The sequence below is a fragment of the Streptomyces sp. CLCI03 genome, from assembly GCF_053615355.1.
The window spans coordinates 2,068,774-2,093,705 of record NZ_CM132132.1; the positions used below are offsets into that span (position 1 = coordinate 2,068,774).

Annotated in this window: 19 protein-coding genes; 8 read left to right on the forward strand and 11 right to left on the reverse strand. The window is 69.6% G+C overall.

The window, feature by feature from the left end; all coding sequences use genetic code 11:
• Positions 1–47: 47 nt before the first annotated feature.
• Together ACWG52_RS09405 and ACWG52_RS09410 are read right to left on the reverse strand one after the other, a co-directional pair.
• Positions 48–1,160, reverse strand: a complete 1,113-nt coding sequence (locus ACWG52_RS09405; protein ID WP_375938860.1) for a sugar ABC transporter substrate-binding protein — start codon at positions 1,158–1,160, stop codon at positions 48–50.
• A 117-nt stretch (positions 1,161–1,277) separates the two neighbouring features.
• Positions 1,278–2,492, reverse strand: a complete 1,215-nt coding sequence (locus tag ACWG52_RS09410; RefSeq protein WP_390140324.1) for an ROK family transcriptional regulator — start codon at positions 2,490–2,492, stop codon at positions 1,278–1,280.
• A gap of 633 nt (positions 2,493–3,125) precedes the next feature.
• Here ACWG52_RS09410 and mgtA point away from each other — a divergent pair.
• A complete protein-coding gene (gene mgtA, locus ACWG52_RS09415) occupies positions 3,126–5,846 on the forward strand; it encodes a magnesium-translocating P-type ATPase (protein ID WP_389809365.1) in 2,721 nt (906 codons plus the stop codon).
• A gap of 100 nt (positions 5,847–5,946) precedes the next feature.
• Positions 5,947–6,828: a hypothetical protein gene (locus tag ACWG52_RS09420; protein WP_389809368.1), complete on the forward strand. Its 882-nt coding sequence runs from the start codon at positions 5,947–5,949 to the stop codon at positions 6,826–6,828.
• A 4-nt stretch (positions 6,829–6,832) separates the two neighbouring features.
• Here ACWG52_RS09420 and ACWG52_RS09425 read toward each other — a convergent pair whose 3' ends face one another.
• The 5 genes from ACWG52_RS09425 to ACWG52_RS09445 all read right to left on the reverse strand — a co-directional run bounded on the left by ACWG52_RS09425 (position 6,833) and on the right by ACWG52_RS09445 (position 14,411).
• On the reverse strand, positions 6,833–7,768 hold the full coding sequence (locus tag ACWG52_RS09425; RefSeq protein WP_389809370.1) for a carbohydrate ABC transporter permease: 936 nt from the start codon (positions 7,766–7,768) through the stop codon (positions 6,833–6,835).
• 14 nt (positions 7,769–7,782) lie between these two features.
• Positions 7,783–8,727, reverse strand: a complete 945-nt coding sequence (locus ACWG52_RS09430; protein ID WP_375938851.1) for a carbohydrate ABC transporter permease — start codon at positions 8,725–8,727, stop codon at positions 7,783–7,785.
• A 19-nt stretch (positions 8,728–8,746) separates the two neighbouring features.
• Positions 8,747–10,174: an N-acetylglucosamine/diacetylchitobiose ABC transporter substrate-binding protein gene (gene ngcE, locus ACWG52_RS09435; protein ID WP_033217902.1), complete on the reverse strand. Its 1,428-nt coding sequence runs from the start codon at positions 10,172–10,174 to the stop codon at positions 8,747–8,749.
• Between the two features lie 299 nt (positions 10,175–10,473).
• Complete coding sequence (acnA, locus tag ACWG52_RS09440) at positions 10,474–13,188, reverse strand: aconitate hydratase AcnA (RefSeq protein ID WP_389809375.1); 2,715 nt, start codon at positions 13,186–13,188, stop codon at positions 10,474–10,476.
• Between the two features lie 155 nt (positions 13,189–13,343).
• Positions 13,344–14,411: a LacI family DNA-binding transcriptional regulator gene (locus ACWG52_RS09445; protein ID WP_453128431.1), complete on the reverse strand. Its 1,068-nt coding sequence runs from the start codon at positions 14,409–14,411 to the stop codon at positions 13,344–13,346.
• A gap of 92 nt (positions 14,412–14,503) precedes the next feature.
• Here ACWG52_RS09445 and ACWG52_RS09450 point away from each other — a divergent pair, with 92 nt between their 5' ends.
• Positions 14,504–16,423 carry an amidohydrolase family protein gene (locus ACWG52_RS09450; protein ID WP_453128433.1) on the forward strand — a complete coding sequence of 640 codons (1,920 nt, stop codon included), beginning with the start codon at positions 14,504–14,506 and terminating at the stop codon, positions 16,421–16,423.
• Positions 16,424–16,475: 52 nt separating this feature from the next.
• Here ACWG52_RS09450 and ACWG52_RS09455 read toward each other — a convergent pair whose 3' ends face one another.
• Entirely contained in the window at positions 16,476–17,363 is an 888-nt protein-coding gene (locus ACWG52_RS09455) for a haloalkane dehalogenase (protein ID WP_390167565.1), read from the reverse strand.
• 97 nt (positions 17,364–17,460) lie between these two features.
• Here ACWG52_RS09455 and ACWG52_RS09460 point away from each other — a divergent pair, with 97 nt between their 5' ends.
• Both ACWG52_RS09460 and ACWG52_RS09465 read left to right on the forward strand, forming a co-directional pair.
• On the forward strand, positions 17,461–17,946 hold the full coding sequence (locus ACWG52_RS09460) for a MarR family winged helix-turn-helix transcriptional regulator (protein ID WP_453128435.1): 486 nt from the start codon (positions 17,461–17,463) through the stop codon (positions 17,944–17,946).
• Between the two features lie 70 nt (positions 17,947–18,016).
• Positions 18,017–19,546: a helix-turn-helix domain-containing protein gene (locus ACWG52_RS09465; RefSeq protein WP_161291952.1), complete on the forward strand. Its 1,530-nt coding sequence runs from the start codon at positions 18,017–18,019 to the stop codon at positions 19,544–19,546.
• 77 nt (positions 19,547–19,623) lie between these two features.
• Here the strand turns inward: ACWG52_RS09465 and ACWG52_RS09470 are convergent, their stop codons facing one another.
• Positions 19,624–19,833: a hypothetical protein gene (locus tag ACWG52_RS09470; RefSeq protein ID WP_389809392.1), complete on the reverse strand. Its 210-nt coding sequence runs from the start codon at positions 19,831–19,833 to the stop codon at positions 19,624–19,626.
• A gap of 140 nt (positions 19,834–19,973) precedes the next feature.
• Between ACWG52_RS09470 and ACWG52_RS09475 the strand changes: the two genes are divergently transcribed.
• Entirely contained in the window at positions 19,974–20,276 is a 303-nt protein-coding gene (locus ACWG52_RS09475; RefSeq protein WP_389809395.1) for a DUF6087 family protein, read from the forward strand.
• Positions 20,277–20,301: 25 nt separating this feature from the next.
• On the opposite strand, the gene hisS is transcribed toward ACWG52_RS09475, so the two are convergent.
• Positions 20,302–21,627: a histidine--tRNA ligase gene (gene hisS, locus ACWG52_RS09480; RefSeq protein WP_390167563.1), complete on the reverse strand. Its 1,326-nt coding sequence runs from the start codon at positions 21,625–21,627 to the stop codon at positions 20,302–20,304.
• A 238-nt stretch (positions 21,628–21,865) separates the two neighbouring features.
• Here hisS and ACWG52_RS09485 point away from each other — a divergent pair, with 238 nt between their 5' ends.
• Positions 21,866–22,396, forward strand: a complete 531-nt coding sequence (locus ACWG52_RS09485; protein WP_390140335.1) for a hypothetical protein — start codon at positions 21,866–21,868, stop codon at positions 22,394–22,396.
• 12 nt (positions 22,397–22,408) lie between these two features.
• On the opposite strand, the gene ACWG52_RS09490 is transcribed toward ACWG52_RS09485, so the two are convergent.
• Positions 22,409–23,245 (reverse strand): class II glutamine amidotransferase, encoded by an 837-nt coding sequence (locus ACWG52_RS09490; protein ID WP_389809403.1) that lies wholly within the window; start codon positions 23,243–23,245, stop codon positions 22,409–22,411.
• 183 nt (positions 23,246–23,428) lie between these two features.
• Here ACWG52_RS09490 and ACWG52_RS09495 point away from each other — a divergent pair, with 183 nt between their 5' ends.
• On the forward strand, positions 23,429–24,886 hold the full coding sequence (locus tag ACWG52_RS09495; protein WP_453128438.1) for a cytochrome P450: 1,458 nt from the start codon (positions 23,429–23,431) through the stop codon (positions 24,884–24,886).
• Positions 24,887–24,932 lie beyond the last annotated feature (46 nt).

The following is a 24,932-nucleotide window of genomic DNA, read 5'->3' on the forward strand; positions in this document are numbered from 1 at the left end:
GCCGGTCAGGCACGTGGGGTCGCCTCACGAGGAGGCGACGGGGGCCGCTACTTCAGGCCCGCGGCGGCGCAGGCGGCCGCGTACTTGTCGGTGCAGATCTCGTCGACCGAGTAGACGCCGTCCTTGACGACGGTGTCCTTGATGTTGGCCTTGGTCAGCGAGACGACCGGGATCAGCACGGACGGGACGCCCTTGGTGGTGGGGCTGTCGACCGTGGAGGTGGTGCCTTCGGGCTTCCCGCCCTTGGCGAGGGCGACGGCCATCTTCGCGGCGGCCTCGGCCTCGGGGGCGTACGGCTTGTAGACGCTCATGAACTGCTCACCCGCGACGATGCGCTGCACACCGGCGAGCTCGGCGTCCTGGCCGGTGACCGGCGGCAGGGGGGAGACGCCGGCGGCCTTGAGGGCGGTGATGATGCCGCCGGCCATGCCGTCGTTGGCGGAGTAGACGCCGATGACCTTGTCCTTGCCGAGCGCGGAGAGCGCGGCCGCCATGTTGGTGTTGGCGTTCTCCGGCTTCCACTCGACCGTGTCGTACTCCTTGCCGACGTTCACCTTGCCGTCGAGCTCGGAGTGGGCACCGGCCTTGAAGAGCTTGGCGTTCGGGTCGGTGACCGAACCGTTCATCATGACGATCTGGCCGTCCTTGGCCTTGTCGCCCAGCGCCTCCAGGAGCGCCTTGCCCTGGACCTTGCCGACCTCTTCGTTGTCGAAGGAGGTGTACGCGTCGATCGGGCCCTCGGCCAGGCGGTCGTAGGAGACGACCGGGATACCGGCCTCCTTGGCCTTCTTGACCGAGCCGGCGATGGCCTTGGAGTCCACCGCGTCGATGATCAGGACGTCCACCTTGTTGGTGATCATCGTGTCGACCTGGGAGTTCTGCGTGGTCGCGTCCTGCTTGGCGTTGGCGTAGACGACCTCGCCCTTGCCGCCGGTGAGCTCGGCGACCTTCTTCTCGATCAGCGGCTTGTCGAACTTCTCGTAGCGCGCGGTCTGGTTCTCCGGCAGGAGCAGACCGACCTTGATCGCATCGCCCTTGGCAGCGCCGGAGGACTCCTTCGTCGTGTCGCCGGCCTCCTTGGCACTGCCACAGGCAGCGAGCGAAACGGCCATGGCACCAGCGGCGACAGCTACGGCGGCTCTGCGCATACGCGTGTTCATTACTTGAACCTCCCTGACGAGGCCGCAGCGGCGCGGCCGAGGTGGATGTGAGTCAACCCCGGCCGCGTTTTGCCGTCAAGGAGTGAATTCTTAACGAGATGACAACGGTGCCATTCGTTATCTACCTGAAGACAAGACGGCTGGAGCTCGCACTCCACTTCCATGATCTGACAAAAGTGTCGAATCGCCCATCTCGCTGAGGACCAGGGCCAGTGCGCCCAGCACCTCGGCCCGCCCTCCCAGGTTCCCCGTCAGCACCGACAACTGCCGGGCCGCGCTGGGGATCGCGTACCTCCCCACCGATTCACGGATGGGGGCGAGGACGAGTTCACCGGCCTCCGCCAACGAGCCGCCCAGCACCACGCGGCTGGGGTTCAGGAGGTTGCACAGACTGGCCACGCCGCTGCCGATGTGCCGACCCACGTCCGTGATCACCCGGCGGCAGCCCGGGTCCCCCTCGCGGGCCAGTTCGACCACGCGCTCCATCGTCAACTCCGGGCCGTGCGTGCCCTGGAGCAGCGGGAGTACGTACCGGGCCGCCGTGAATGTCTCCAGGCAGCCCCGGTTGCCGCAGCGGCAGACCGGCCCCGATTCGTCCAGGGTGATGTGCCCGATCTCGCCCGCCGTGCCACCGGGTCCGCGGTAGATCTGGCCGTTGATCACCAGGCCCGCGCCGACGCCGCTGGCCACCTTGATGTAGGCCAGGTCCTTCACTCCCCGCCCACTCCCCCAAACGAGTTCACCGAGGGCGCCGAGGTTCGCGTCGTTGTCCACGTACACGGGCACCCCGAGGCGCTGCGAGAGCTCCTGGCGGGGATTGATGCCCGCCCAGCCCGGCAGGATCGCGGTGGAGCCCAGGGTCCCGGACTCCACGTCGATCGGGCCGGGCACGCCGAGCCCGACGCCGATGACCTTCTCCAGCCCCACGTCGATGTCCGCGATCAGGCGTCCGACCAGGGCTTCCGCCCGATCGAAGCCGTCCGCCCAGGACGCGTCGACGTCCAGCGGCTCGGACTCCTCCGCCAGCACCTGGTGGGCCAGGTTCCCCACCGCCACCCGCAGGTGGGTGTGGCCGAAGTCGACCCCGATGACGATGCCCGCGTCACCGCTGAGCGAGACGCTGCGCGCCCGGCGGCCGCCGGCCGAGGTGTCGGTGACCTCGACGGTCCCGCCGTCCTTCAGCTCCCGGACGATGTTGGAGACCGTGGCCGCCGACAGTCCGGTGGCGCGGGCGATCTCCGCCTGGGTCAGCGATCCCGCGAGCCGCACCGCCCGCACGACCCGTTCGAGATTCGCGCGATGCAGTGACGACTGCGATCCGGGAGTCTGCACGACTCATCCACTCCTGCCCATTAGCGACGGCCAGCCGTCGCCCCCCGGCCGGGGCACGTCACGGCTTCATGCTCCGAGACCCCGGCATCTCTCCAACTTGTGAACCTTAAGTCGAGCCTTTACCCCTCCACACGTCAAGAGGCTGACACGGCATGAAAGGGCCGGTACCGGACCAAAGAGGGAGAGAAGCGGCTGTTGGATCGTGCTACGGTCGCTGGGACGCCGGTCCTCTGCGGCCCTTTCGGCCGGACCTGGCGTCGTGCAATGACCGCGCTACGCAAGGAGGTGTTCGGGATGAGTCCCGATCGAAGTCCTCGCAGCGCTCTCGTTGCTCTCGTCGGCTGACCTTGTGACCGGCTGACCTCTCTCCGGGTACGCACGGCAGCGGTGGACCGCCTGCCCCGTGCGCGCTCGCGTTCCGTTCGCATCGCGTCGCGTTCCTTCGCGTTCCTTCGCGTTCACTCCTTCCACACTCCCTTCCTTCCGCATGCCCTGCCAACTCCGCCTGGCGTGCGTCATCCATGCCCACCGGCGTGCCGCGGGCCCATCGGGCCGTCGTGCGCCGACCCATGATCACTCCACGTGACCGCGCGGCTCCGCGCTGCCCGGACACCGTGGAGGGAGGTATTCGTCATGACCATGCTCACCCCCCGTACCCCGACCACCCTCGCACCGCCGGGCCGCTCCCGCCGCGAGCGCAAGGCCGCCGAGCTCCAGGCCCGTACCCGCCTCGTCGGCGAGCGGCTCGCCGGGATCAGCGCCCGCTCGGGCGTCGAGGTCCTTCAGGAGGTGGACACCTCCTCGGCCGGCCTCACCCACGCCGAGGCCGCGCTGCGCCTGGAGCGGCACGGCTCCAACACCGTCGCCCACGAGCGCGCCCCCCGCTGGTACCTCCAGCTGGCCAAGGCCTACGGGAACCCCTTCATCGCCGTACTGGTCCTCCTCGCGGCGGTCATGTACTGGCAGGACCCCGGTGACCCGGGCGTCGTCATCCTCTCCGTGATGGTGGGGATCAGCGGACTGCTGCGCTTCTGGCAGGAATTCCGCTCGGGCCGCGCCGCCGACGCGCTGAAGAAGCTCGTCACCACCACGTGCGCGGTGCAGCGCCGAGCCGGCAGCGGCTCCGCGCCCACCACGTTCGAGGTGCCCATGGACCAGGTGGTCCCGGGCGACGTGGTCAAGCTGGCGGCCGGCGACCTGATCCCGGCCGACCTGCGGATCGTCACCGCCAAGGACCTCAATGTCGGCCAGGCCGCGCTGTCCGGCGAGTCCCTGCCGGTGGCCAAGGCCGACACCCGCACTCCGGACCTCGGCGGGCAGGGGACCACGGACCCGGTGGAGGCCGACAACCTGGCCCTGATGGGTACCTCGGTCACCTCCGGCACCGCCACCGGGGTGGTCGTCGCCACCGGCGCCGACACCTACTTCGGTTCGATGGCCGGCTCGCTCGTCGGCGAGCGCCCGCAGACCAACTTCGACACCGGCGTGCGCAAGGTCAGCTTCCTGCTGATCCGCTTCATGCTGGTGATGGTCCCGGTCGTCTTCATGATCAACGGCTTCACCAAGGGCGACCGGGACGAGGCCCTCCTCTTCGGCATCGCCGTCGCCGTCGGACTGACCCCCGAGATGCTGCCGATGGTCGTCTCCGCCAACCTGGCGCGCGGCGCGGTGGCCATGTCCAGGCGGAAGGTGGTCGTCAAGCGACTGAACGCGATCCAGAACCTGGGCGCGATGGACGTGCTCTGCACGGACAAGACCGGCACCCTCACCGAGGACCGGATCGCCTTGGACCGCTACCTGGACGTGCACGGCCACGAGGACGGCGAGGTGCTGGAGTACGGCTACCTCAACTCGCGCTTCCAGACCGGCCTGAAGAACCTGATGGACCAAGCGGTCATCGACCGCGTCGACGAGGCCGAGGAGGTTGTCGTCGACGCACGGTTCTCGATGGTCGACGAGATCCCCTTCGACTTCGCCCGACGCCGGATGTCCGTGGTCCTCTCCCGCAACTCCCTGGTCGGCGACTTCGGACGGCGCGAGCACATCATGATCACCAAGGGTGCCGTCGAAGAGGTCCTGGACCTCTGCACGCACATGACGGACCGCGGGGAGACGGTCGAGCTGACCGAGCAGCTGCGGTGGCACGTCGCCCGGATCGCCGAGGACAACAACCGTCAGGGCCTGCGCGTCCTCGCCGTCGCCACCCGCACGATCGACAGCCCGCGCGAGACCTACACGGTCGCCGACGAGGAGGGGCTGACGCTGGTCGGCTTCCTCGCCTTCCTCGACCCGCCGAAGGCCGACGCGGCCCGAGCCCTCCAGGGCCTGGCCGACAAGGGCATCGCGGTGAAGGTGGTCACCGGCGACAACGACCTCGTCGCCGCCCGGGTCTGCGCCGATGTCGGCATCGACGTCGGCCAGGTGGTGCTCGGCCCCGAGACCGACGACCTGGACGACACCGAACTGCGCGCGCTGGCCGCCCGTACGACGGTCTTCGCCAAGGTCAACCCGGTCCAGAAGGCCCGGATCGTCCGGGCCCTGCAGGCCGGCGGCCACACCGTCGGATTCCTCGGCGACGGCATCAACGACGCGGCCGCGCTGCGCGACGCCGACGTCGGCATCTCGGTGGACACCGCCGTGGACATCGCCAAGGAGTCGGCCGACATCATCCTGCTGGAGAAGGACCTCACCGTCCTGGAGCAGGGCGTCCTCCAGGGCCGCACCACCTTCGGCAACACGATCAAGTACATCAAGATGACGGCGTCGTCGAACTTCGGCAACGTCTTCTCCGTCCTGGTCGCGAGCGCCTTCATCCCCTTCCAGCCGATGCTCGCGATCATGCTGCTGGTCCAGAACCTGGTCTACGACATCGCCCAGCTGGCCACCCCGTGGGACCGGATGGACGAGGAGTACGTGCGCAGGCCCCGCAACTGGGACGCCAAGGGCATCGGCCGCTTCATGGTCACGATCGGCCCGATCAGCTCGATCTTCGACATCGCGATGTTCCTGATCATGTGGCACGTGTTCGCGGCGAACAGCGAGGCGAGCCAGTCCCTCTTCCAGTCCGGCTGGTTCGTCGAGGGCCTGCTCTCGCAGACCCTGATCGTCCACATGATCCGCACCCGGAAGATCCCCTTCATCCAGTCCCGCGCCTCCTGGCCGGTGATGGTCATGACCGTCCTCGCGGTGCTGACCGGGCTCTGGCTGCCCTTCTCGCCGCTGGCGTCCTCGCTGGGCTTCGTGGCCCTGCCGGCGAGCTACTTCCCGTGGCTGATCGGCGTGCTGCTCGCGTACTGCACGCTCACCCAGCTCGTGAAGACCTGGTACATCCGCCGCTTCGGCACCTGGCTGTAGGAGAATGAATTGAACACGTTCAGTCCGGCCGGCACTATGACTGCAGGACGTCGCCGGCCGGGCGGACCGTGGGTTCGCCGTGCCACGAGGGGGGTTGATCGTGCATCAGAAACGGTCGTACGCAGTCGTGCTGGTGGTCTCGACGCTGGTGGGACTCCTGGAGGTCGCGCTCACGGTCGTGGTGGTCGTGCTGTACGTACACACGCAGCCGCCGCCGGACAGGGGCCCGGACTGGGTCGAGATCGGGGCGGACCTGGTCGCCACCGTGCCCCTCATCGGCTTCATCTCCTTCCTGCTGTCGCTGGTCTTCGTCCTGCCGGCGGTCGCGCTGGCCGACCTCCTCGGCCGATGGCTCGGCAGGCACGCGGCCTGGTGGTCGGCGCCGCTGATCGTGGCGGCCCTGCTGACGCCGCCCGTCTTCGGCTACGCGACGTACAACGACACGCAGGCGCGGGCCACGCTGCTCTTCTGGGTCTCGGCCACGGCCTCGCTCTCGGCGGGCGCGCTGATCGCCCTGCCCCGGGACGACCGGCTGCTGGGGCGGGTGGCGCGGTGGGGCACGGGTGTGGTGGTGGGGACGGGGCTGTTCGGCGCGCTCGGGCTGGCCGTCGGCCTGTTGCCCGCGTACGAGCCGCCGAGGATCGGGCCGCAGACCATGGTCGGCCTCTGGAACGACGGCATGGGCCACGACCTGGTCTTCACCTCGGACGGCCGGGTCACCGCCACCGGCGTCGGCAGGCGCTTCGCCTTCGACTACCCCTACGACCCGTACCCGGGCTGCTGGGGCTCCGGGACCTGGGTCTACGAGGGCGGCCCGGACGTCCGGGCGCAGAAGGTGCGCATCGACATCCCCGGGTGCACCTTGCCCGTGTGGGACGTCGGCGGCACCGCCGAGAACCCCCGGATCGTCCGGCAGATCGGCGATCCGGGTCCCGGATACCTCTACAGGCTGAACAAGGCTCCTGACGGGACCCGGCCCTGAGGCTCTACTTCAGGGTCGCCGAGGTGAGGCCCGACTGGATCTGGCGCTGGAAGGAGAGGTAGACCACCAGCATCGGAACCATGGCGATGGTGGCGCCGGCGAACAGCACCGGCAGGTCCGTCTCGTAGCCCATCTGGTACTGGAGCTGGATGAGCCCCTGGGTGAGCATGTACCGCTCGGGGTCGGCGCTGGTCTGCGGCTGCATCAGCACGGCGGGCAGGATGTACTGGTTCCACTGGCCCAGGATGTTGAAGATCCCGACGCTGATCAGACCGGGCTTGGCCATCGGCAGCATCACCTGGAAGAAGATCCGGGTGTCGGAGGCCCCGTCGATGACCGCCGCCTCGTGGATCGCCGTCGGCAGCGTCCGGAAGAAGGAGTGCATGAAGAAGACGGTGAAGGGCATCGAGTAGGCGACGTACACCAGGATCAGGCCCTGGTAGGTGTTCAGCATGTCGAAGCGCTTGACCATGAAGAAGAGCGGTACGAGCGCCAGGAAGACGGGGAACATCGCCCCGCTGACGAAGAAGTAGTAGATGAGCCGGTTACCCGTGAAGGGGTAGCGGGCCAGCACGTACGCGGCCATGGAGCCGAACAGCATGGTCAGCGGGACCGAGAACACCAGCACGATGAGGGTGTTGGCGAAATAGCCTCCGATGCCCTTCGTCCAGGCCCGCCCGAAGGCGTCGAAGTGCCAGTTGGAGGGCCAGCTCAGGGCCGAGCCGCCGATCTGCGCGTCGGTCTTGAAGGCACCGAGCGCCAGCCAGAGCAGGGGCAGCACGATCATGATCGCCCAGACGACCAGGAAGCCGTGCGAGAAGACGTTGAGGGCCATGCCCTCGGATCGGCGCCCCGCCCGCTTCCCCGGCCGTCCGGCGCCGCCGGCCCGCTCCGCGGCCTTCTCGCCGGGAGCCTTGATCACTGTGGACTGTGCAGTCATCGTGGAAACTCCGCTCAGAACTCGATGCGCTCGCGGCGGGTGGCGCGCAGCGTGATGACGGAGAGGATCATGGTCAGGGCGAGCATGACCACGCCCATGGCGCAGGCGTACCCACTCTTGCCGAAGTAGAGGAAGTTGCGCATCAGCACCGTCGACATGACCTCGCTGTGGTGGTCGGGTCCGCCACCGAACTGGCCCGAGGTCATGGTCGACACCAGCACGAACATGTCCATGGCGGCGATGCCCAGGTAGACCGCCGAGGTCTGCACCGAGTCCCACAGCAGGGGCAGCGTGACCTTGAAGAAGGTCTGGGCGCGCCCGGCGCCGTCGAGCAGCGCGGCCTCGTAGATGTCCTTGGGGACGGACTGCATGGCGGCGGAGAACAGCACGAGGTAGAAGCCGACGCCGTGCCAGACGACGACGAGGAGCAGGCACCACAGGACGAGGTTCGGCTCGTTGAGCCATTCGACCGGGTGGGCGGCGTCGATCACGCCGATCCTGGTCAGGAAGCCGTTGAGCAGGCCGCCCTCGTCGCTGCGGTAGATCGCGCCGAAGAGCACGGAGAGGATGGCGAGGGAGAGGACCTGGGGGAAGAAGTAGACGACCTTGTAGAAGCGCGATCCGCCGACTCCCTGCACTCCGCCGGCCCCGCCGCGCCCGCCCGCGTTCACCATGAAGGCGAAGAAGAGGGCGAGCAGGATGGTGACGAGCGGGACGAACACCAGGAGCAGCAGGTTGTGCCAGAGGGCGCCGCGGAAGACCTCGTCCGACAGCAACGTCGCGTAGTTGTCCATGCCGACGAAGTCGAACGTCGGGGACTGGCCGCTCCAGTTGGTGAAGGAGTACCCGAACGTCTGTACGTAGGGCCAGATGACGAAGGTCAGGTACAGCGCGAGGGGTGCGAAGAGGAAGCCGGTGATGAAACCGGCCCGCCCCTTCCTCCGGGCTACTTGGCTCATGGTGTCCGTCCCTGCGGGGTCAGGCGCGCTTGTTGTTCTTGGCGTTCGGGTCCTTGGCCGCCTTGTCCACCGCGGCCTGGGCCCGCTTGATCCACTCCTTCGGCTGAATCCGCTGCGCCATGAGCTCATTGGACGCGTTCTGGATCTCGGTGTCCATTTCGCTGTACCAGTCGGGGTAGCGGTAGCTGAAGGTGTTGCTGCCCGCGGCCTTGAGCGCCTCGACCGCCGACTGGGTGCCCGGCCGCAGCTTCACGCTCGGGTCCACCCCGTCCTTGACGACCGTGAGCGAGTTCGCCTGCTGGGCGAAGATCGTCGACCATTCGCGGGACAGCATCGAGCGGAGGAACTCGAAGCCCGCGGCCTTGTTGGCGGCCTTCTCCGGGACGATGAAGGGCTCGTCGACGCCGGCCCGGATGGCCTCGAAGGGCAGTTTGCTGTCGGCGAGCAGCGGCATCGGCAGGAACTTCATGTCGAAGTCCTCCGGGGTCTGCTTCAGCTGCTCGTTCTCCAGCCAGGAGCCGGAGGGGATGAAGGCGGCCTTGTACTGGTTCCAGGCGGTCTGTGACTCCGTGTGGGTGAGGCCGTTGGTGCCGGGCATCAGGAGGCCCTTCTCCACCACCTCGTAGACCGCCTCGACCGCGGCGAGGGCGGCCGGGTTGCCCTCGAAGGCGTTCGGCTCCAGGTTGTCGATCGCCTTCATGGCGTCCAGACCGCCCTTCTTGGCGATCAGGTCCATGATGACGACGTTGATGTAGTACGGGAACTTGCCCTGGTGGGCGAGGCCGCCGATGCCGGCTTCCTTGGCCTTGGCGCAGACGGCCAGGAACTCGTCCCAGGTCTTCGGCGGCGCCCAGCCCTTCTCCTTGAAGAGCTTGCCGGAGTACCAGAAGCCGAACACGGCGTAGACGTACTTCAGCACGACGAACTTGCCGCCCTGCAGGCCCTGTTCGTAGGCCCCTTCGACCAGGGTGTCGCGCACCTTCTTGGTCGGGTCGTCGAGCGAGGGCGAGTCGAGGACGGCGGTGAGGTCGGCGAGCTGGTCGCCCTTGGCGAGCACGTCCAGCTTGATCTGCTGGGCGCCGGAGTCGTCGACGACGTCCGGCGGGTTCCCGGCGTTGAAGCGGGGCTGGAGCTTGGCGGTGATCTCCTGGGTGCCCAGGTGGGAGCTGGTGGTGCCCCACTTCTTGTCGAAGGCGGCCTCCCAGGCCTTCGCGTAGTCGTCGCCGAACCCGCCCTTGAAGACGACGACGTCCAGCTTGCCGCCCTTGGCGACGCCGAAGGGGTTCTCCTTGGTCACCGGCGCCTTGGCCGGGCCCTTCGTGGAGTTCTCCTCGCCGCCGGAGGCACAGGCGGACAGGAAGCTCATCGTCGGCACCGTGATCAGTCCGAGTGCTGCGGAGCGCTTGATCAGGTCGCGGCGTCCGAGGCCCTCACCAGTGGATCCCATGCTCATGTCCTCGCCTTCGTCAGAAGTGTGAAGGAGGCCGGAGATTCACGGTGGTGACCGTGCATGCGGACATCACCACAGGTCCCCGCCCACCCCCCGGCCCGGAGCCGCTCGTCTCGCGGTGATCCGGACGGGCACAGGTATAGTCCACTCGCGCTCGTGTGAGCAAGATCATGCACATTTCTGGCCACCAGTTTTTCCGAGTTGAGACCTGTCCGTCACATGGACACGCCGCCGGACGAACGGAAGGGCCGTACCCCCTCGACGGGGATACGGCCCTTCGGCGCCTATGCGGTGGTTCAGCCGCGGATGAGGTTCCGGAGCACGAACTGCATGATGCCGCCGTTGCGGTAGTAGTCCGCCTCACCCGGCGTGTCGATGCGGACGACCGCGTCGAATTCCACGCCGGTGTCGGTGGTCACCTTGACCGTGCGCGGGGTGGTGCCGTTGTTCAGCTCCTCCACACCGGTGAAGGAGAAGGTCTCCTCGCCGGTCAGACCCAGGGAGGCCGCGGTGGCACCCTCCGGGAACTGCAGCGGGAGGACACCCATGCCGATCAGGTTCGAGCGGTGGATGCGCTCGTAGGACTCGGCGATGACGGCCTTGACGCCGAGCAGCGCGGTGCCCTTGGCGGCCCAGTCGCGGGACGAGCCGGAGCCGTACTCCTTGCCCGCCAGGATGACCAGCGGGATGCCGGCGGCCTGGTAGTTCTGCGAGGCGTCGTAGATGAAGGAGACCGGCGCGCCGTCGACGGTGAAGTCGCGGGTGAAGCCGCCCTCGGTGCCCGGCGCGATCTGGTTGCGCAGGCGGATGTTGGCGAAGGTGCCGCGGATCATGACCTCGTGGTTGCCACGGCGGGAACCGTACGAGTTGAAGTCGCGACGCTCGACACCGTGCTCGGTGAGGTACTTGCCGGCCGGGGTGTCGGCCTTGATCGCACCGGCCGGGGAGATGTGGTCGGTGGTGACCGAGTCGCCCAGCTTCGCCAGCACGCGCGCACCGGCGATGTCGGAGACCGGGGTGGTCTCCATCGTCATGCCCTCGAAGTAAGGGGGCTTGCGGACGTAGGTCGACTGCGGGTCCCACTCGAAGGTGTTGCCCGTCGGGATCGACAGCGCCTGCCACTGGGCGTCGCCCGCGAAGACGTCCTGGTAGGACTTGCTGAACATGTCCTCGCCGATGGCGTTCGCCACGACGTCGTTGACCTCGGCCTCGGAGGGCCAGATGTCCGCGAGGAAGACCGGCTTGCCGTCGGTGTCGGTGCCCAGGGCGTCCTTGGTGATGTCCACCTTCATGGAGCCCGCGATGGCGTACGCGACGACCAGCGGCGGGGAGGCCAGGTAGTTCATCTTGACGTCGGGGTTGATGCGACCCTCGAAGTTGCGGTTGCCCGAGAGCACCGAGGTGACGGCGAGGTCGGCCTCGTTGATCGCCTTCGAGATCTCCTCGTCCAGCGGACCGGAGTTGCCGATGCAGGTGGTGCAGCCGTACCCGACGAGGTTGAAGCCCATCTTGTCGAGGTACGGGGTCAGGCCGGCCTTGTCGAAGTAGTCGGTGACGACCTTCGAGCCCGGGGCCAGGGTGGTCTTGACCCACGGCTTGCGGGTCAGGCCCTTCTCGGACGCCTTCTTGGCCACGAGCGCCGCGGCGACCATGACGTAGGGGTTCGAGGTGTTGGTGCAGGAGGTGATCGCGGCGACGGTGACGGCGCCGTGGTCGATCTCGAAGGAGGTGCCGTCGGCCAGGGTCACCAGGGTGGGCTTGGTCGGCACACCGTTGGAGGACGCCGGGGCGTCGGACGCCGGGAAGGACTCCTTGCCGGCCTCCTCGTCGTCGCTGACGTAGTTGCGCACGTCCTGCGCGAACTGCTGGGAGGCGTTGGCCAGGACGATGCGGTCCTGCGGGCGCTTCGGACCGGCGATGGAGGGGACGACCGTGGAGAGGTCGAGCTCCAGCTTCTCGGAGAAGTCCGGCTCGGCGGCCGGGTCCAGCCACAGACCCTGCTCCTTGGCGTACGCCTCGACGAGCGCGACCTGCTGGGCGTCGCGGCCGGTCAGGCGCAGGTACTTCAGGGTCTCGTCGTCGATCGGGAAGATCGCGGCGGTGGAGCCGAACTCCGGCGACATGTTGCCGATGGTGGCGCGGTTCGCGAGGGAGGTGGCGGCGACGCCCTCACCGTAGAACTCGACGAACTTGCCGACGACGCCGTGCTTGCGGAGCATCTCGGTGATGGTCAGCACCAGGTCGGTGGCGGTGGTGCCGGTCGGCAGCTCGCCGGTCAGCTTGAAGCCCACGACGCGCGGGATCAGCATGGAGACCGGCTGGCCGAGCATCGCGGCCTCGGCCTCGATGCCGCCGACGCCCCAGCCCAGCACGCCCAGGCCGTTGACCATGGTGGTGTGCGAGTCGGTGCCGACGAGGGTGTCGGGGTACGCCTGGCCGTTACGCACCATGACCGTGCGGGCCAGGTGCTCGATGTTGACCTGGTGGACGATGCCGGTGCCCGGGGGGACGACCTTGAAGTCGTCGAAGGCGGTCTGGCCCCAGCGCAGGAACTGGTAGCGCTCCTTGTTGCGGCCGTACTCCAGCTCGACGTTCTGCGCGAAGGCGTCCTTCGTGCCGAACTTGTCGGCGATGACCGAGTGGTCGATGACCATCTCGGCGGGCGAGAGCGGGTTGATCTTCGCCGGGTCGCCGCCGAGGGCCTTGACGGCCTCACGCATGGTGGCGAGGTCCACGACGCAGGGGACGCCGGTGAAGTCCTGCATGATCACGCGGGCCGGCGTGAACTGGATCTCCTCGCTGGGCTGGGCCTGCGAGTCCCAGTTACCGAGCGACCGGATGTGGTCGGCGGTGATGTTCGCGCCGTCCTCGGTGCGAAGCAGGTTCTCCAGCAGGACCTTCAGGCTGTAGGGAAGGCGGGCGGAGCCCTCGACCTTGTCCAGCTTGAAGATCTCGTACGACTCGTCGCCCACCTGCAGCGTGCTGCGGGCGTCGAAGCTGTTCGCCGACACGACAGTCTCCTTCATGCATGAATTCGCGCGTATTACCGCAATCCTGCCGCCACGCCCCTTGGCCAATCCGCTAAGGTAGGGCTAAGTTAGGTAACCCTTACCAGCGGGGGCGGCTGCGGTACGCCTTCGGCAGATATCTCGATGTCGAGATAACTCTAGTACATGTCCGGGGGGAGGGACGAGGCGCGCACTCGCAGTCCTGCCGGGACCATCCGTTGACCAGGCGGTTCCGCATGCCCGGATTCGATCAGGTTGACCAGGACAGACACCGCCGAAGCGGCGATCCGCTCCGGATTCAGGGTGACGGTGGTCACGGCGGGTTCGGTCTCCGCGTACGCCGGATCCTCGCTCGCGCAGACCAGCAGCAGCCCCCTGTCGTGCCCCGGGGCGCCGGGCTCCTCGGGCGTGCCGGGGATGCCGGGCGTGCCGGGTATGCGGAGGCCGTGGCGCGCGGCGGCGGCCAGCACCTGGTGGCCCCCCGGGTCGTACACGCAGTACACGGCGTCGGGGCGGTCCGGCCCGGCGAAGGCGGGGTCGAAGGCGTGTCCCGCCGTGTCCTCGGGGTCGAAGGGGACCAGCAGCGGAGCCAGGCCGCGCTCCGCGCACCACTGTTCGTAGGTCGAGGTGACGGCCCCCGTGTAGAACTCGCGCCCGTAGCCCGAGTGCAGGGCGATCCGCCGGGCTCCGGAGGCGGCGAGGTGGTCGAGCACCTCGCGGGTGGTCGTGGTGTGGTCGTTGTCCACCCAGACGTCCGCCGGCCAGGGGTCGGGCGGCCGGCCGTCGAAGACCACCGGCAGACCCCGCGCCCGTAGGGCCCGCAGCACCGGGTCACCGGCCGGGCTGTCGAGCAGCAGCATCCCGTCCACGGCGAGCGTGTGCCACAGCGGCTCGGCGCCCCGGTCGGCGGGCAGGGTGGTCAGGGCGTACCCGTGCGCGTGCGCGGCCGAGGTCGCGGCGGTGAGCAGGCGGGAGAAGTAGGCGATCCCGACGAAGTCCCAGGCGTCCCCCGCGTACGTGGTCACCGCGACACCGAGGCTGCGGGTGCGCGGGCCGCGGCGGGCACCGTAGCCGAGCGCGCCCGCCACCTCGCGGACCCGGCGCCGGGTGGACTCGCCGAGGCGGCCGGTGCCGTTGAGCGCGTGGGAGACGGTCGCGGTGGACACCTCGGCGGCGCGCGCGATGTCGGCGAGGGTCGGTCCCGGCGCGGGTGGGTGCTCTGGCACGCGGCCATCGTACGGATTTCGTCGGTGGAGGCGGCTTCTGGTTAAGCGGTTAATCAAACAGTGTCCTGGCCACACCAACGTTTGGAGTGGGCATGACGTCTTCTTCGCACCTGTCCCGCCGGGGACTCCTCGCGGCCGCCGGCATCACCGGGGTCGCCGGGGCGGCCGGCCTGCTGGGGGCCTCCCCTGCCGCCGCCTCCCCCACACCCTCGGCCCCCTCCTCCACCCGGCGCGGTTCGGCGGCCCTGGTGGTCCACAACGCCTCGGTGTTCACCGGGACCGGCGGCCGGGCGCGCGTCGAGGCCGTCGCGGTCGGCCGGGACGGGAAGATCTGGGCCACCGGGACGAACGCGGCGCTGCGCCGCCACGTGGGCCGGGACACCGAGGTCGTCGACGCCCGTGGCAACACCGTCATGAGCGGTATCCACGACGGCCACGTCCACCCGCTCGGCGCGGGCGAGCGCTCGCTGTCCCCCTCGCTGGAGGGCGCCGAGACCACCTTGGCCGAGCTCCAGGAGATCCTGACCGGCTTCCTCGCCGACACGGGCGGCGCGGGCGCGGAACCCGACGCCTGGCTGGTGGTCGAGGACTGGAATCCGGTCGGGCTGCTCCCCACGGGCACCAACCCCCACCACTCGATGCTGGACGCGCTGGCGACCCGGCGGCCGATCGCCCTCGTCGGCGGCGACGGCCACAACCTGTGGGCCAACCAGCGGGCCCTGGACATCGCCGGGATCACGGCGGCCACCCCCGACCCGGTCGGCGGCAAGGTGGTCAAGGGCGCGGACGGGCGGCCGACGGGCGTCCTCAAGGACGACGCCCAGGGCCTGGTGCGGCGGCACATCCCGGAGCCCACCCGGGCCGACCTGGTCGCCGCCTGCGCCAAGGTGCTGGAGCTGGCGGCCGCCTCCGGGGTCACGACGATGATGGACGCCCTGGTGGGACGGCACGAACTGGAGCTGTACCAGGCGCTGTCGGCGGCCGGGAAGCTGCCGCAGCGGATCGTGCCCGCGATCCGGCTGGAGGCGGAGCAGACCAAGGACCCGGCGGGCTCGCTGGCGTACGCGCGGGGCCTGCGGCGGGAGTTCTCGGGCGTGCGGGGGCTGCGGTTCGGGATGGTCAAGGTGTTCCTGGACGGGGTCATCGAGTACCCGGCGCAGACCGCCGCGCTGCTGAAGCCCTATCTCGACGGGAAGGGCGGGCCGACCGACAACCGGGGCGAGCTGTACACCTCGGCGGCGGACTACGGGCGGCTCGCCGCCACCTTCAACCGGGCGGGCTGGCAGATGCACGCGCACGGGCTGGGCGACCGTGCGGTACGTACCGCTTTGGACGGGTACGCGTACGCCAAACGGGTGACGGGCCTTCGGGACGCCCGCAACGCCGTGGCGCACCTGCAGCTCGTGGACCCGGCGGACCTGCGGCGCTTCGCCCAACTGGGTGTCACGGCGTGCATGCAGCTCCAGTGGGCGGCGAAGGACACCTGGACGATGGAGGCACTGCTGCCCTACATCGGACCCGAGCGGCACCGGTGGATGTACCCGGCGCGGAGCTTGCAGAAGGCGGGGGCCCGACTGTCGGGCGGCTCCGACTGGCCGGTGGACGCCCTTCAGGTGTGGAACCAGCTGCGGACGGCGATCGACCGCCAGGGTGCTTTCGGGGCGGGCCCGCTGTACCGCGAACTGGAGGGTCTCGACCGGGAGGCGGTGCTACGGATGCACACCTCGGGGACGGCGTGGCAGCTGCGCCAGGAGGAGCTGACCGGCACGGTGGAGCCGGGCCGGGCGGCGGACCTGGTGGTGCTGGACCGGGACGTGACGCGTTGCCCGGTGGCCGACATCAGCGGGACGGGGGTACGGATGACCCTGGTCGGCGGGCGCGTGGTGCACGACGCGGATTCGGCGTCGGGGAAGGCGGCCTCGGCGCGGGTGGCGGGCGCCGCCTCGGGCCCGCGCCCGGCCTCGTACGCGACGGTGCACGCAGGGGGGCGCCACCACGCCTGCAAGCACTGAGCGGGGCGCCGCTCCCACCGGGGCCCGGCCGTCGCGGGTTCGGCCGCCGGGCTCAGCCGGCGGCCGCGAGGCCGTGGCGGGCGGCCCAGGAGTTGAGCGCGGCGGCGATCTCCTCGGGCCGGTCCTCGGGGCAGAGGTGGGCGGCCCGGCCGCAGTACTCGCTCTCCAGCGCCGAGACGTTCTCCTCGCACCAGGCGACCGTCTCCGGGCCGACCATCAGGGCCGGCGAGCCGTCGAAGGTGAGCAGCAGCTTGGGCACCTCCGGGCTGTCCGCCAGCCAGGCGTCGTACTTCTCGACGACGGCGTGCACATCGGCCGGATCCCCGTCGATGGGCAGCGAGCGGGCCCACCGCAGCATGGGCAGCCGACTTTCGCGGGTCGGGTAGGGGGCGGCGTAGACGGCGCGGTCCGCCTCGCCCATCGGGTTCAGCACCGTCTGCCGGATGCTGTCCTCGATGAAGACGTTCCGGTCCAGGACCATCTCCTCCCCCACGCCCGGGGTGCGGATCGCCTCGAACCGGGCCCGCGCGGCGGGCGGGTACTGCGCCCAGCTCAGCGGCCGCACGATCGTCTCCATGAAGGCGACGCCGCGGACCCGCCCGGGGTGGCGGGCGGCCCGGTCGAAGGCGAGCGCCCCGCCCCAGTCCTGCCCGACCAGCACCACCTCGTCGAGTCCGAGGGCGTCGAACCAGGCGTCCAGGTAGCGGGCGTGGTCCTCGAAGCGGTACTCCCCGCCCGGCTTTCCGGAGCGTCCCATCCCGATGAGGTCCGGGGCCAGGACGCGGACCCCGCCCGCGATCCGGGGCAGGACGCCCCGCCAGAGGTGGGAGGAGGTCGGGTTGCCGTGCAGGAACACGAAGGGCACGCCGCCGGGAAGCGCGCGGTCGCCGCCGTGGTCCTCGTAGTACATCGTCGAGTCGAGTACGTCGATCGTGGGCATGGGAGGCCCTTTCCAGTAATCGTTGGAGTGACTAACGTTTGCGGCACCAACGAAGTTATATCGTTAGTGCCACCAACGCAATGGATAACATCGCCCCATGACCCCGGAAGAGAACGCCCCTCACGTCCCCGCACGGCTGCGCGAACTGCCCAGCCGCCTGCTGGCGCAGGCCTCCACCCACGCGCAGCGGCTCGTGACCGAGGGGTTGAGCGGGGAGGACGCCCGTACGTGGCACTACGCGACGCTGGTCGCCCTGGAGGAGTCCGGCCCGGCGAGCCAGGCCACCCTCAGCGCCCGCACCGGCATCCACCGCAGCGACCTGGTCGCCGTCATCAACGAACTCGCCGCACGCGAACTGGTGGAGCGGACCCCGGACCCCGAGGACCGCCGGCGCAACGTCGTCACCCTCACCGCGCAGGGCCGGCGACACCTGCGCAAACTGGAACAGATCCTCACGGCGGTCCAGGAGGAACTGCTGGCCCCGCTGTCCACCCAGGAGCGGGAGCAGCTCACCCGACTGCTGGGGCGGATCGTCGACCATCACGCCCACGGGAGCCCCGTGATGGGACTTGATGGTCGGTAACAACCACTCAATTCACCCATTTGCCGCACCCAGCGCGGGAGTCATCTCATATCTGAGATAGCGTGCCCCTATGGCAGACGACTACCTCGTACGCATCGGCAAGCTCATCCGTGACGCCCGGCAGCATCGCGGCTGGACACAGAGTCAGCTCGCCGACGCCCTCGGCACCAGCCAGAGCGCGGTGAACCGGATCGAGCGCGGCAACCAGAACATCAGCCTTGAGATGATCGCGCGCATCGGTGAAGCGCTCGACAGCGAGATCGTCTCCCTGGGCTACGCCGGCCCGATGCACCTGCGCGTGGTGGGCGGCCGTCGCCTGTCCGGCGCCATCGACGTCAAGACCAGCAAGAACGCGTGTGTCGCCCTGCTCTGCGCCTCGTTGCTCAACAAGGGCCGTACGGTGCTGCGGCGGGTGGCCCGCATCGAAGAGGTCTACCGCCTCCTGGAGGTCCTGGGCTCGATCGGCGTCCGCACCCGCTGGATCAATGACGGCGTGGACCTGGAGCTGATCCCGCCGGCCCGCCTCGACATGGAGGCGATGGACGCGGACGCGGCCCGCCGGACCCGGAGCATCATCATGTTCCTGGGCCCGCTGCTGCACCGCATGGAGACCTTCCGCCTCCCGTACGCGGGCGGTTGCGACCTCGGCACCCGCACCATCGAGCCGCACATGATCGCCCTGCGCCGCTTCGGCCTGGACATCACCGCGACCGAGGGGATCTACCACGCGAAGGTCGTCCCCGGGATCTCCCCGGACCGCCCGATCGTGCTGACCGAGCGCGGGGACACCGTCACCGAGAACGCGCTGCTGGCCGCGGCCCGGCACGACGGCGTGACCGTCATCCGCAACGCCTCCTCCAACTACATGGTCCAGGACCTGTGCTTCTTCCTGGAGGCCCTGGGCGTCCGGGTCGACGGCGTCGGCACCACCACGCTCACCGTCCACGGCGTCCCGAGCATCGACGTGGACGTCGACTACTCCCCCTCCGAGGACCCGGTCGAGGCGATGAGCCTGCTCGCCGCCGCGGTCGTCACGGAGTCGGAACTCACCATCCGCCGGGTGCCGATCGAGTTCATGGAGATCGAGCTCGCGGTCCTGGAGGAGATGGGCCTGGACCACGACCGCTCGGCGGAGTACACGGCCGACAACGGCCGCACCCGCCTGGTCGACCTCACGGTCCGCCCCTCGAAGCTCGAAGCCCCGATCGACAAGATCCACCCGATGCCGTTCCCCGGGCTGAACATCGACAACGTCCCGTTCTTCGCGGCGATCGCCGCCGTGGCCCAGGGCCAGACCCTGATCCACGACTGGGTGTACGACAACCGGGCCATCTACCTGACGGACCTGAACCGCCTCGGCGGCCGCCTCCAACTCCTCGACCCCCACCGCGTCCTGGTCGAGGGCCCCACCCGCTGGCGCGCGGCGGAAATGATGTGCCCGCCGGCCCTGCGCCCGGCGGTGGTCGTGCTCCTCGCGATGATGGCGGCCGAGGGCACCTCGGTGCTGCGCAACGTCTACGTGATCAACCGCGGCTACGAGGAACTGGCCGAGCGCCTCAACTCGGTGGGTGCCCAGATCGAGACCTTCCGCGACATCTGAGCACGCCGCGGGTCAGGACGGGTTCCCGTCCCCCTGGGCCGCCTTCGGCGGCCCGGGCCCGCGGATCCGTGGGGTGATCAGCCGGCGGTGTCGGGCGAGAGCACCGTGGACGCGGCGGCGTGATCCCGGCAGGCGGCCCACCAGCTGTCGCCGGCGGCGGCGCCGACCCGCACGCTCCACGCCGCGGGGAGGGAGCACGGAGCTCCCCAGGTGCACTCACCCCGTGCGGAAGCCGTGCCGACCCTGTGGTGGGCGGCCGCCCACGGGTGCTTCTCGCGGAGTTCCATGGTGGCCATTGAAGCGGAGGCGCGTACGGCCTCGCCGCCGAACGAGCCGATTCACCCGGGCCGTCCGCAGGTGAAGACCTGCCCCTCCCCCCGCGTCGGAGAGCGGTAGGGTGCCCGCACCGTTCGACGGAGGCACTCGGATGAACCGCGAAGACGAACCGCTCGACCGCTGGGCCGCCCGCCGGGAAGGGCGACTGCGCAAGCCCGGCGAGCTCACGGCACTCACCCTCGGCACCGGACCGCAACGCGCCGCCCACCTCGACCCCGGGGCCCCGCGCCTCATCCTGGAGTGGGACGGGTTCCAGTGGGTGACCGTGACCGTGGTCGACGACTACGCGGCGGCCTGCCGCCTGCTCCACCCCGCGCCGCAGCCCCGACCCCGAACCGAGGAACAGCCGGCGTCGGGGAAGCGGGAGGGCAGGCACCGCAAGCCGCGGGCCTGACGTTCGGGGTCCGGGGCGGGGGCCGTCAGCGCGGGGCCGGGAGCCAGGTCGTGGGGTCGGACGCCACTTGCTCGCCCGTCGCCAGGTTCTTCACCTCGTGCGCCGCCCCCTCCTCGAACGGCGGGAACCAGACGAACGGGATGCCCTTCCGCGAGGCGTGGCGGATCTGCTTGGCCACCTTGTCGGCCTGGTGGTAGAGCTCGACATTCATCCCCCGCCCGCGAAGGCGCGCCGCCGTGGCCTCTGCCTCGTTGCGGCGGTCGTCCCGCGGAACGACCACGAGTACGTCGCTGGGGCACTTCGCGGGGGCGTCCAGCAGCCCCTCCGCCAGGAGTTTGGCGAAGATGCGCGTCAGTCCGATCGACATTCCCACACCCGGGAGCCGGCGCCGGATGAAGGAGCCGGCCAGGTTCTCGTAGCGCCCGCCCGAGCAAATGCTCCCGTAGTTCGGCCAGTCGACGAACTTTCCCTCATAGACCGTTCCCGTGTAGTAATCGAGCCCGCGGGCGATCGAGAGGTCGGCAACGACACCGCCGGCCGGCAGGTCGTCCAGGGAATCCAGTACGTGACTCAGCTCGGCGAGGCCTTCGGTGAGGAGGTCGGACGTCACGCCCAAGGCCTTGACGTCCTCCACGACGGCCGAGCCGGTGCCCCGCGTCCGGGCGAGCGCGAGGCAGGAATCCACGGTCCGCGCGGACAGTCCGACTTCGTCGGAAAGAATCTTCGCGACGCCCTCCGGGCCGACCTTGTCCAGCTTGTCGACGGCGCGGATCACCGCGGACGGATCGTCGATGCCGAGCCCTTCGTAAAACCCTTGGAGGACCTTCCGGTTGTTGATGCCGATCGTCCATGCGGGCAGATTCAGCCCGGTGAGGATCTCGTGGATCACGCGCGGCAGCTCGGCGTCGAAGTGCGCCGGCAGGTGGTCGACGTCGATCACGTCGATGTCACACTGCGTGAATTCGCGGAATCGCCCGTCCTGAGCCCGCTCGCCACGCCATACTCGCTGTATCTGATAGCGCTTGAACGGGAACACCAGCTCGTTGAAGTGCTGGGCCGTGTAGCGCGCGAACGGCACCGTCAGATCGAAGTGGAGCCCGATCCGGGAGTCACCGGTGTCGTCGGCGTCCTCCTGAAGCCTGCGCAGCGCATACACCTCGTTGGAGGTCTCGCCCTTGGCGGTGAGTACGGAAAGGGGCTCGACCGAAGGCGTCTCGATGGAGCAGAACCCATAGCTCTCGAAGCCCGACCGAACGAGATCGAGCCATTTCTGCTCGACCATCCGGATTTCAGGGAGCCATTCAGGAAACCCGCTGACGGGAACAGGTCGGACCGGTGGAGATGCGTTCATCGGTGGCACTCTCTCTTCGCTGTGAGCCGCTCGACGGCCCAGTCGCGGGCCCGCCCGAACGCCGGCGACCAGCGTCTTACACAATCCGGTGCGCCATCAACCGACTTGAAACGGCGCCACCTACGCCGAGCCGTCGAATCCGTCCTCCATCTCATCCCCGGTCAACACTGGTATCGAATTCAACCTTCTGGGTATCTTGAGCGCCGCTCAAGGAGCACTCACGACCCAGGAGTTACCGATGGACATCCCGCACCGCACCAGACCGAACGTGATGAAGAAGCGCTGCAGAGGCGCCCTCGTCGTCCTCGCCGCCGTTCTGTCGCTCGCCGCCTGCGACCCCGCCGCGCCGGCCGGCAACCCCGGAAGCAGCGCCACCGCCACCGCCACCGTCGGCGCGACCCCCAGCCCCAGCCCCTCCGTGGTGGCGGCCAGTCCGAGTCCGAGCGCCAGTGCCGCCGCGACCCCGAGCGCCGAACCCACCACGGCGGCACCGACCCTTCCGGCCCCGGTCGACGCGCCGCCCACCACCAAGGCGCCCGCGCCCACCAAGGCCGCCCCCGCCCCGCCGGCTCCCACCCGGACCCGCACCCAGGCGCCCGAGCCCACCGAGGCGACCGCCGACTGCTACCCCCGCTCCAACGCCGGCAACTGCTACAAGGCCGGTCAGATATGCCGGAAGGCCGATGTCGGCACGTCCGGGCGGGACGCCAACGGACGCACGATCCACTGCCGCGACGACGACAGCGTGGGCCAGCGCTGGGGCTACTGACCGCCCCCGGCCCTACGCGGCCTGTGGGGTGAAGGAGAGGAGTTCGTCGCCGCCGGGGCCGACGATGCCGTAGCTGCTCTCCGGGACCTTGTTCCAGGCTCCGGGGAGATCACCCAGGGGTTCCGACACGACCAGGCGGGTCTCGTCGGAGACCTCCTGGAGGAATTCCATGTCGGGGTGCAGCCTGCGCAGCGCCTCCACCCGGCTGCTGTAGAACAGGGACCTCGACTCGCCCTGGCTGGAGTAGCGGAAGGCCCAGAGGTGTTCGCCGTCACTGATGGCGAGCGTCATCTGGAGCGGGTACTGCACGCCGTGCTCGTGGCCGACGCGCTCCACCACGCCCGCCATCCTGGCCACCGCTCCCGGCGGGTCCGCCTCCAGGCCCAGGGTGAGCGCGAGATGGAACATCACCTCGGAGTCCGTCGTCCCCTCGACATCGGGGTACAGCGCGGGGTCGATGAGCAGGGTGAGGTCCCGGCGCATCCGGTGGAATTCGGCGATGGCCCCGTTGTGCATGAACATCCAGCGGCCGTGCCGGAAGGGGTGACAGTTCGTCTGTTGCACCGCCGTACCGGTCGACGCCCGGATGTGGGCGAAGAACAGCGGTGAGCGGACGTGGTCCGCGAGCTCCCGCAGGTTGCGGTTGTTCCAGGCGGGGCCGATGTCCCTGAAGGTCGCCGGGGTACCCGTGTCCTCCTCCGTGTACCACCCGACGCCGAAACCGTCACCGTTCGTCGTCTCCACACCCAGTCTGGAGTGGAGACTCTGGTCGATCAGCGAGTGGGCCGGTTTGTAGAGGATCGTTTCGAGCAGCTGGGGAGTTCCCGAATACGCGAGCCATCGGCACATGAGCGATCACCTCGGAGGACAACACGCACGGTAGCCCTATCCAGTGTGGCCACACCCCCCGGTGATCGCCATGCCAGCGGGACCGCGATCAGGCCACAGTGCGGCCTGATGAGCCCGTGTCCTCGCCAGGCAGGGCGCGGAGCGGCAGAATCGGGCTTCCGTAGGACGAAGGGGCGGGGGGCCATGACGGTGGACGCGAACGTGGACACGGGTGCGGATGCGGGTACGGGTACGGGTACGGGTACGGGTACGGAGGTTCCCGGACCGGCGGGGATGCCGCTGCTCGGCTCCCTCCTCGACCTGAGGTCCGACTCCCTCGGGACCTATCTGCGCGCCCAGCACCGGCACGGCGACCTGGTGCGGATCACGGCCGGTCCGCCCGGGATGCGCGCCGAGTTGTACTGCGTCTTCTCCCCCGCGGGCGCGCAGCAGGTGCTCGCCTCCGACGCGGCCCGCTTCCGCAAGGACAACCGCTTCTACCAGGAGGTCCGGGAGTCCTTCGGCAACGGGCTGCTGACCAGCCAGGACGAGGACTACCTGCGCCAGCGCCGGCTCGTGCAGCCGCTGTTCACCCGCCGTCGCGTGGACGGTTACGCCGAGGCGATCGCCGCCGAGACCCGATCCGTCGTCGACGCCTGGGGAGACGCCCTCGACGGCGTCATCGACGTCTCCGACGAGATGGCGCACCTCGCCCTGCGGGCCGTCGCGCGCATCCTCTTCGGCACCGATGTCGAGGCCACCGCCGATGTCGTGGCCGAATGTTTTCCGGTCATCACCGAGTACGTGCTGCGCCGCGGCTACTCCCCCGCCAACATCCCGCGCCACTGGCCCACCCCTGGCAACCGGCGGGCCGCCGCCGCGTTGGACGAGCTCTACGGCGTGTGTGACCGGATCATCGCGGAGCGGCGGCGCGACGGGGCCGGGGCCGCTACCGAGGACGGGGCCGGGGCCGCTACGGGGGCTCCCGGCGAGGACCTGCTGACGCTGCTCGCCGCCGCGAAGAGCTCGGACGACGGGGAGTTCGACGCCTCCGAGCTGCGCGACCAGGTGTTGATCTTCCTGCTCGCCGGGCACGAGACGACCGCCACCTCGCTCTGTTTCGCCCTGCACCTGCTGTCCCTCCACCCCGAGCAACAGGACCGGGCCCGCGCGGAGGTCTCCCGCGTGCTGGGCGACCGTACGCCCGAGGCCGCCGACCTGGAGCGGCTCCCGTACCTCACCCAGGTCCTCAAGGAGGCCATGCGGCTGTATCCGGCCGCGCCGGTCATCGGGCGCAAGGCCGTCGCCGCCACCCGGATCGGGGAGCACATCGTCCCCGCGGGCGCGGACGTGATCCTGGCGCCCTGGGTGACGCACCGCCATCCCGACCACTGGCCGGACCCGGACCGCTTCGACCCCGAGCGCTTCACGCCCGAGGCGGAGGCGGGGCGGCCGCGCTACGCCTGGTTCCCGTTCGGTGGGGGGCCGCGCGCCTGCATCGGGCAGCACTTCTCCATGCTGGAGTCGGTGATCGCGCTGGCGATGATCCTGCGGGCCTACGAGTTCGAGGCCGTGGACACCGAGATCCCGGTCGGCGCGGGGATCACCCTGCGGACGACCGGCCCGGCGCGCTGCCGGATCCGTCGCCCGGACACCCCTTAGGGGGTTTCTTGTCACGGAAATACGGGATGCGGGCAGGACAGGGCGG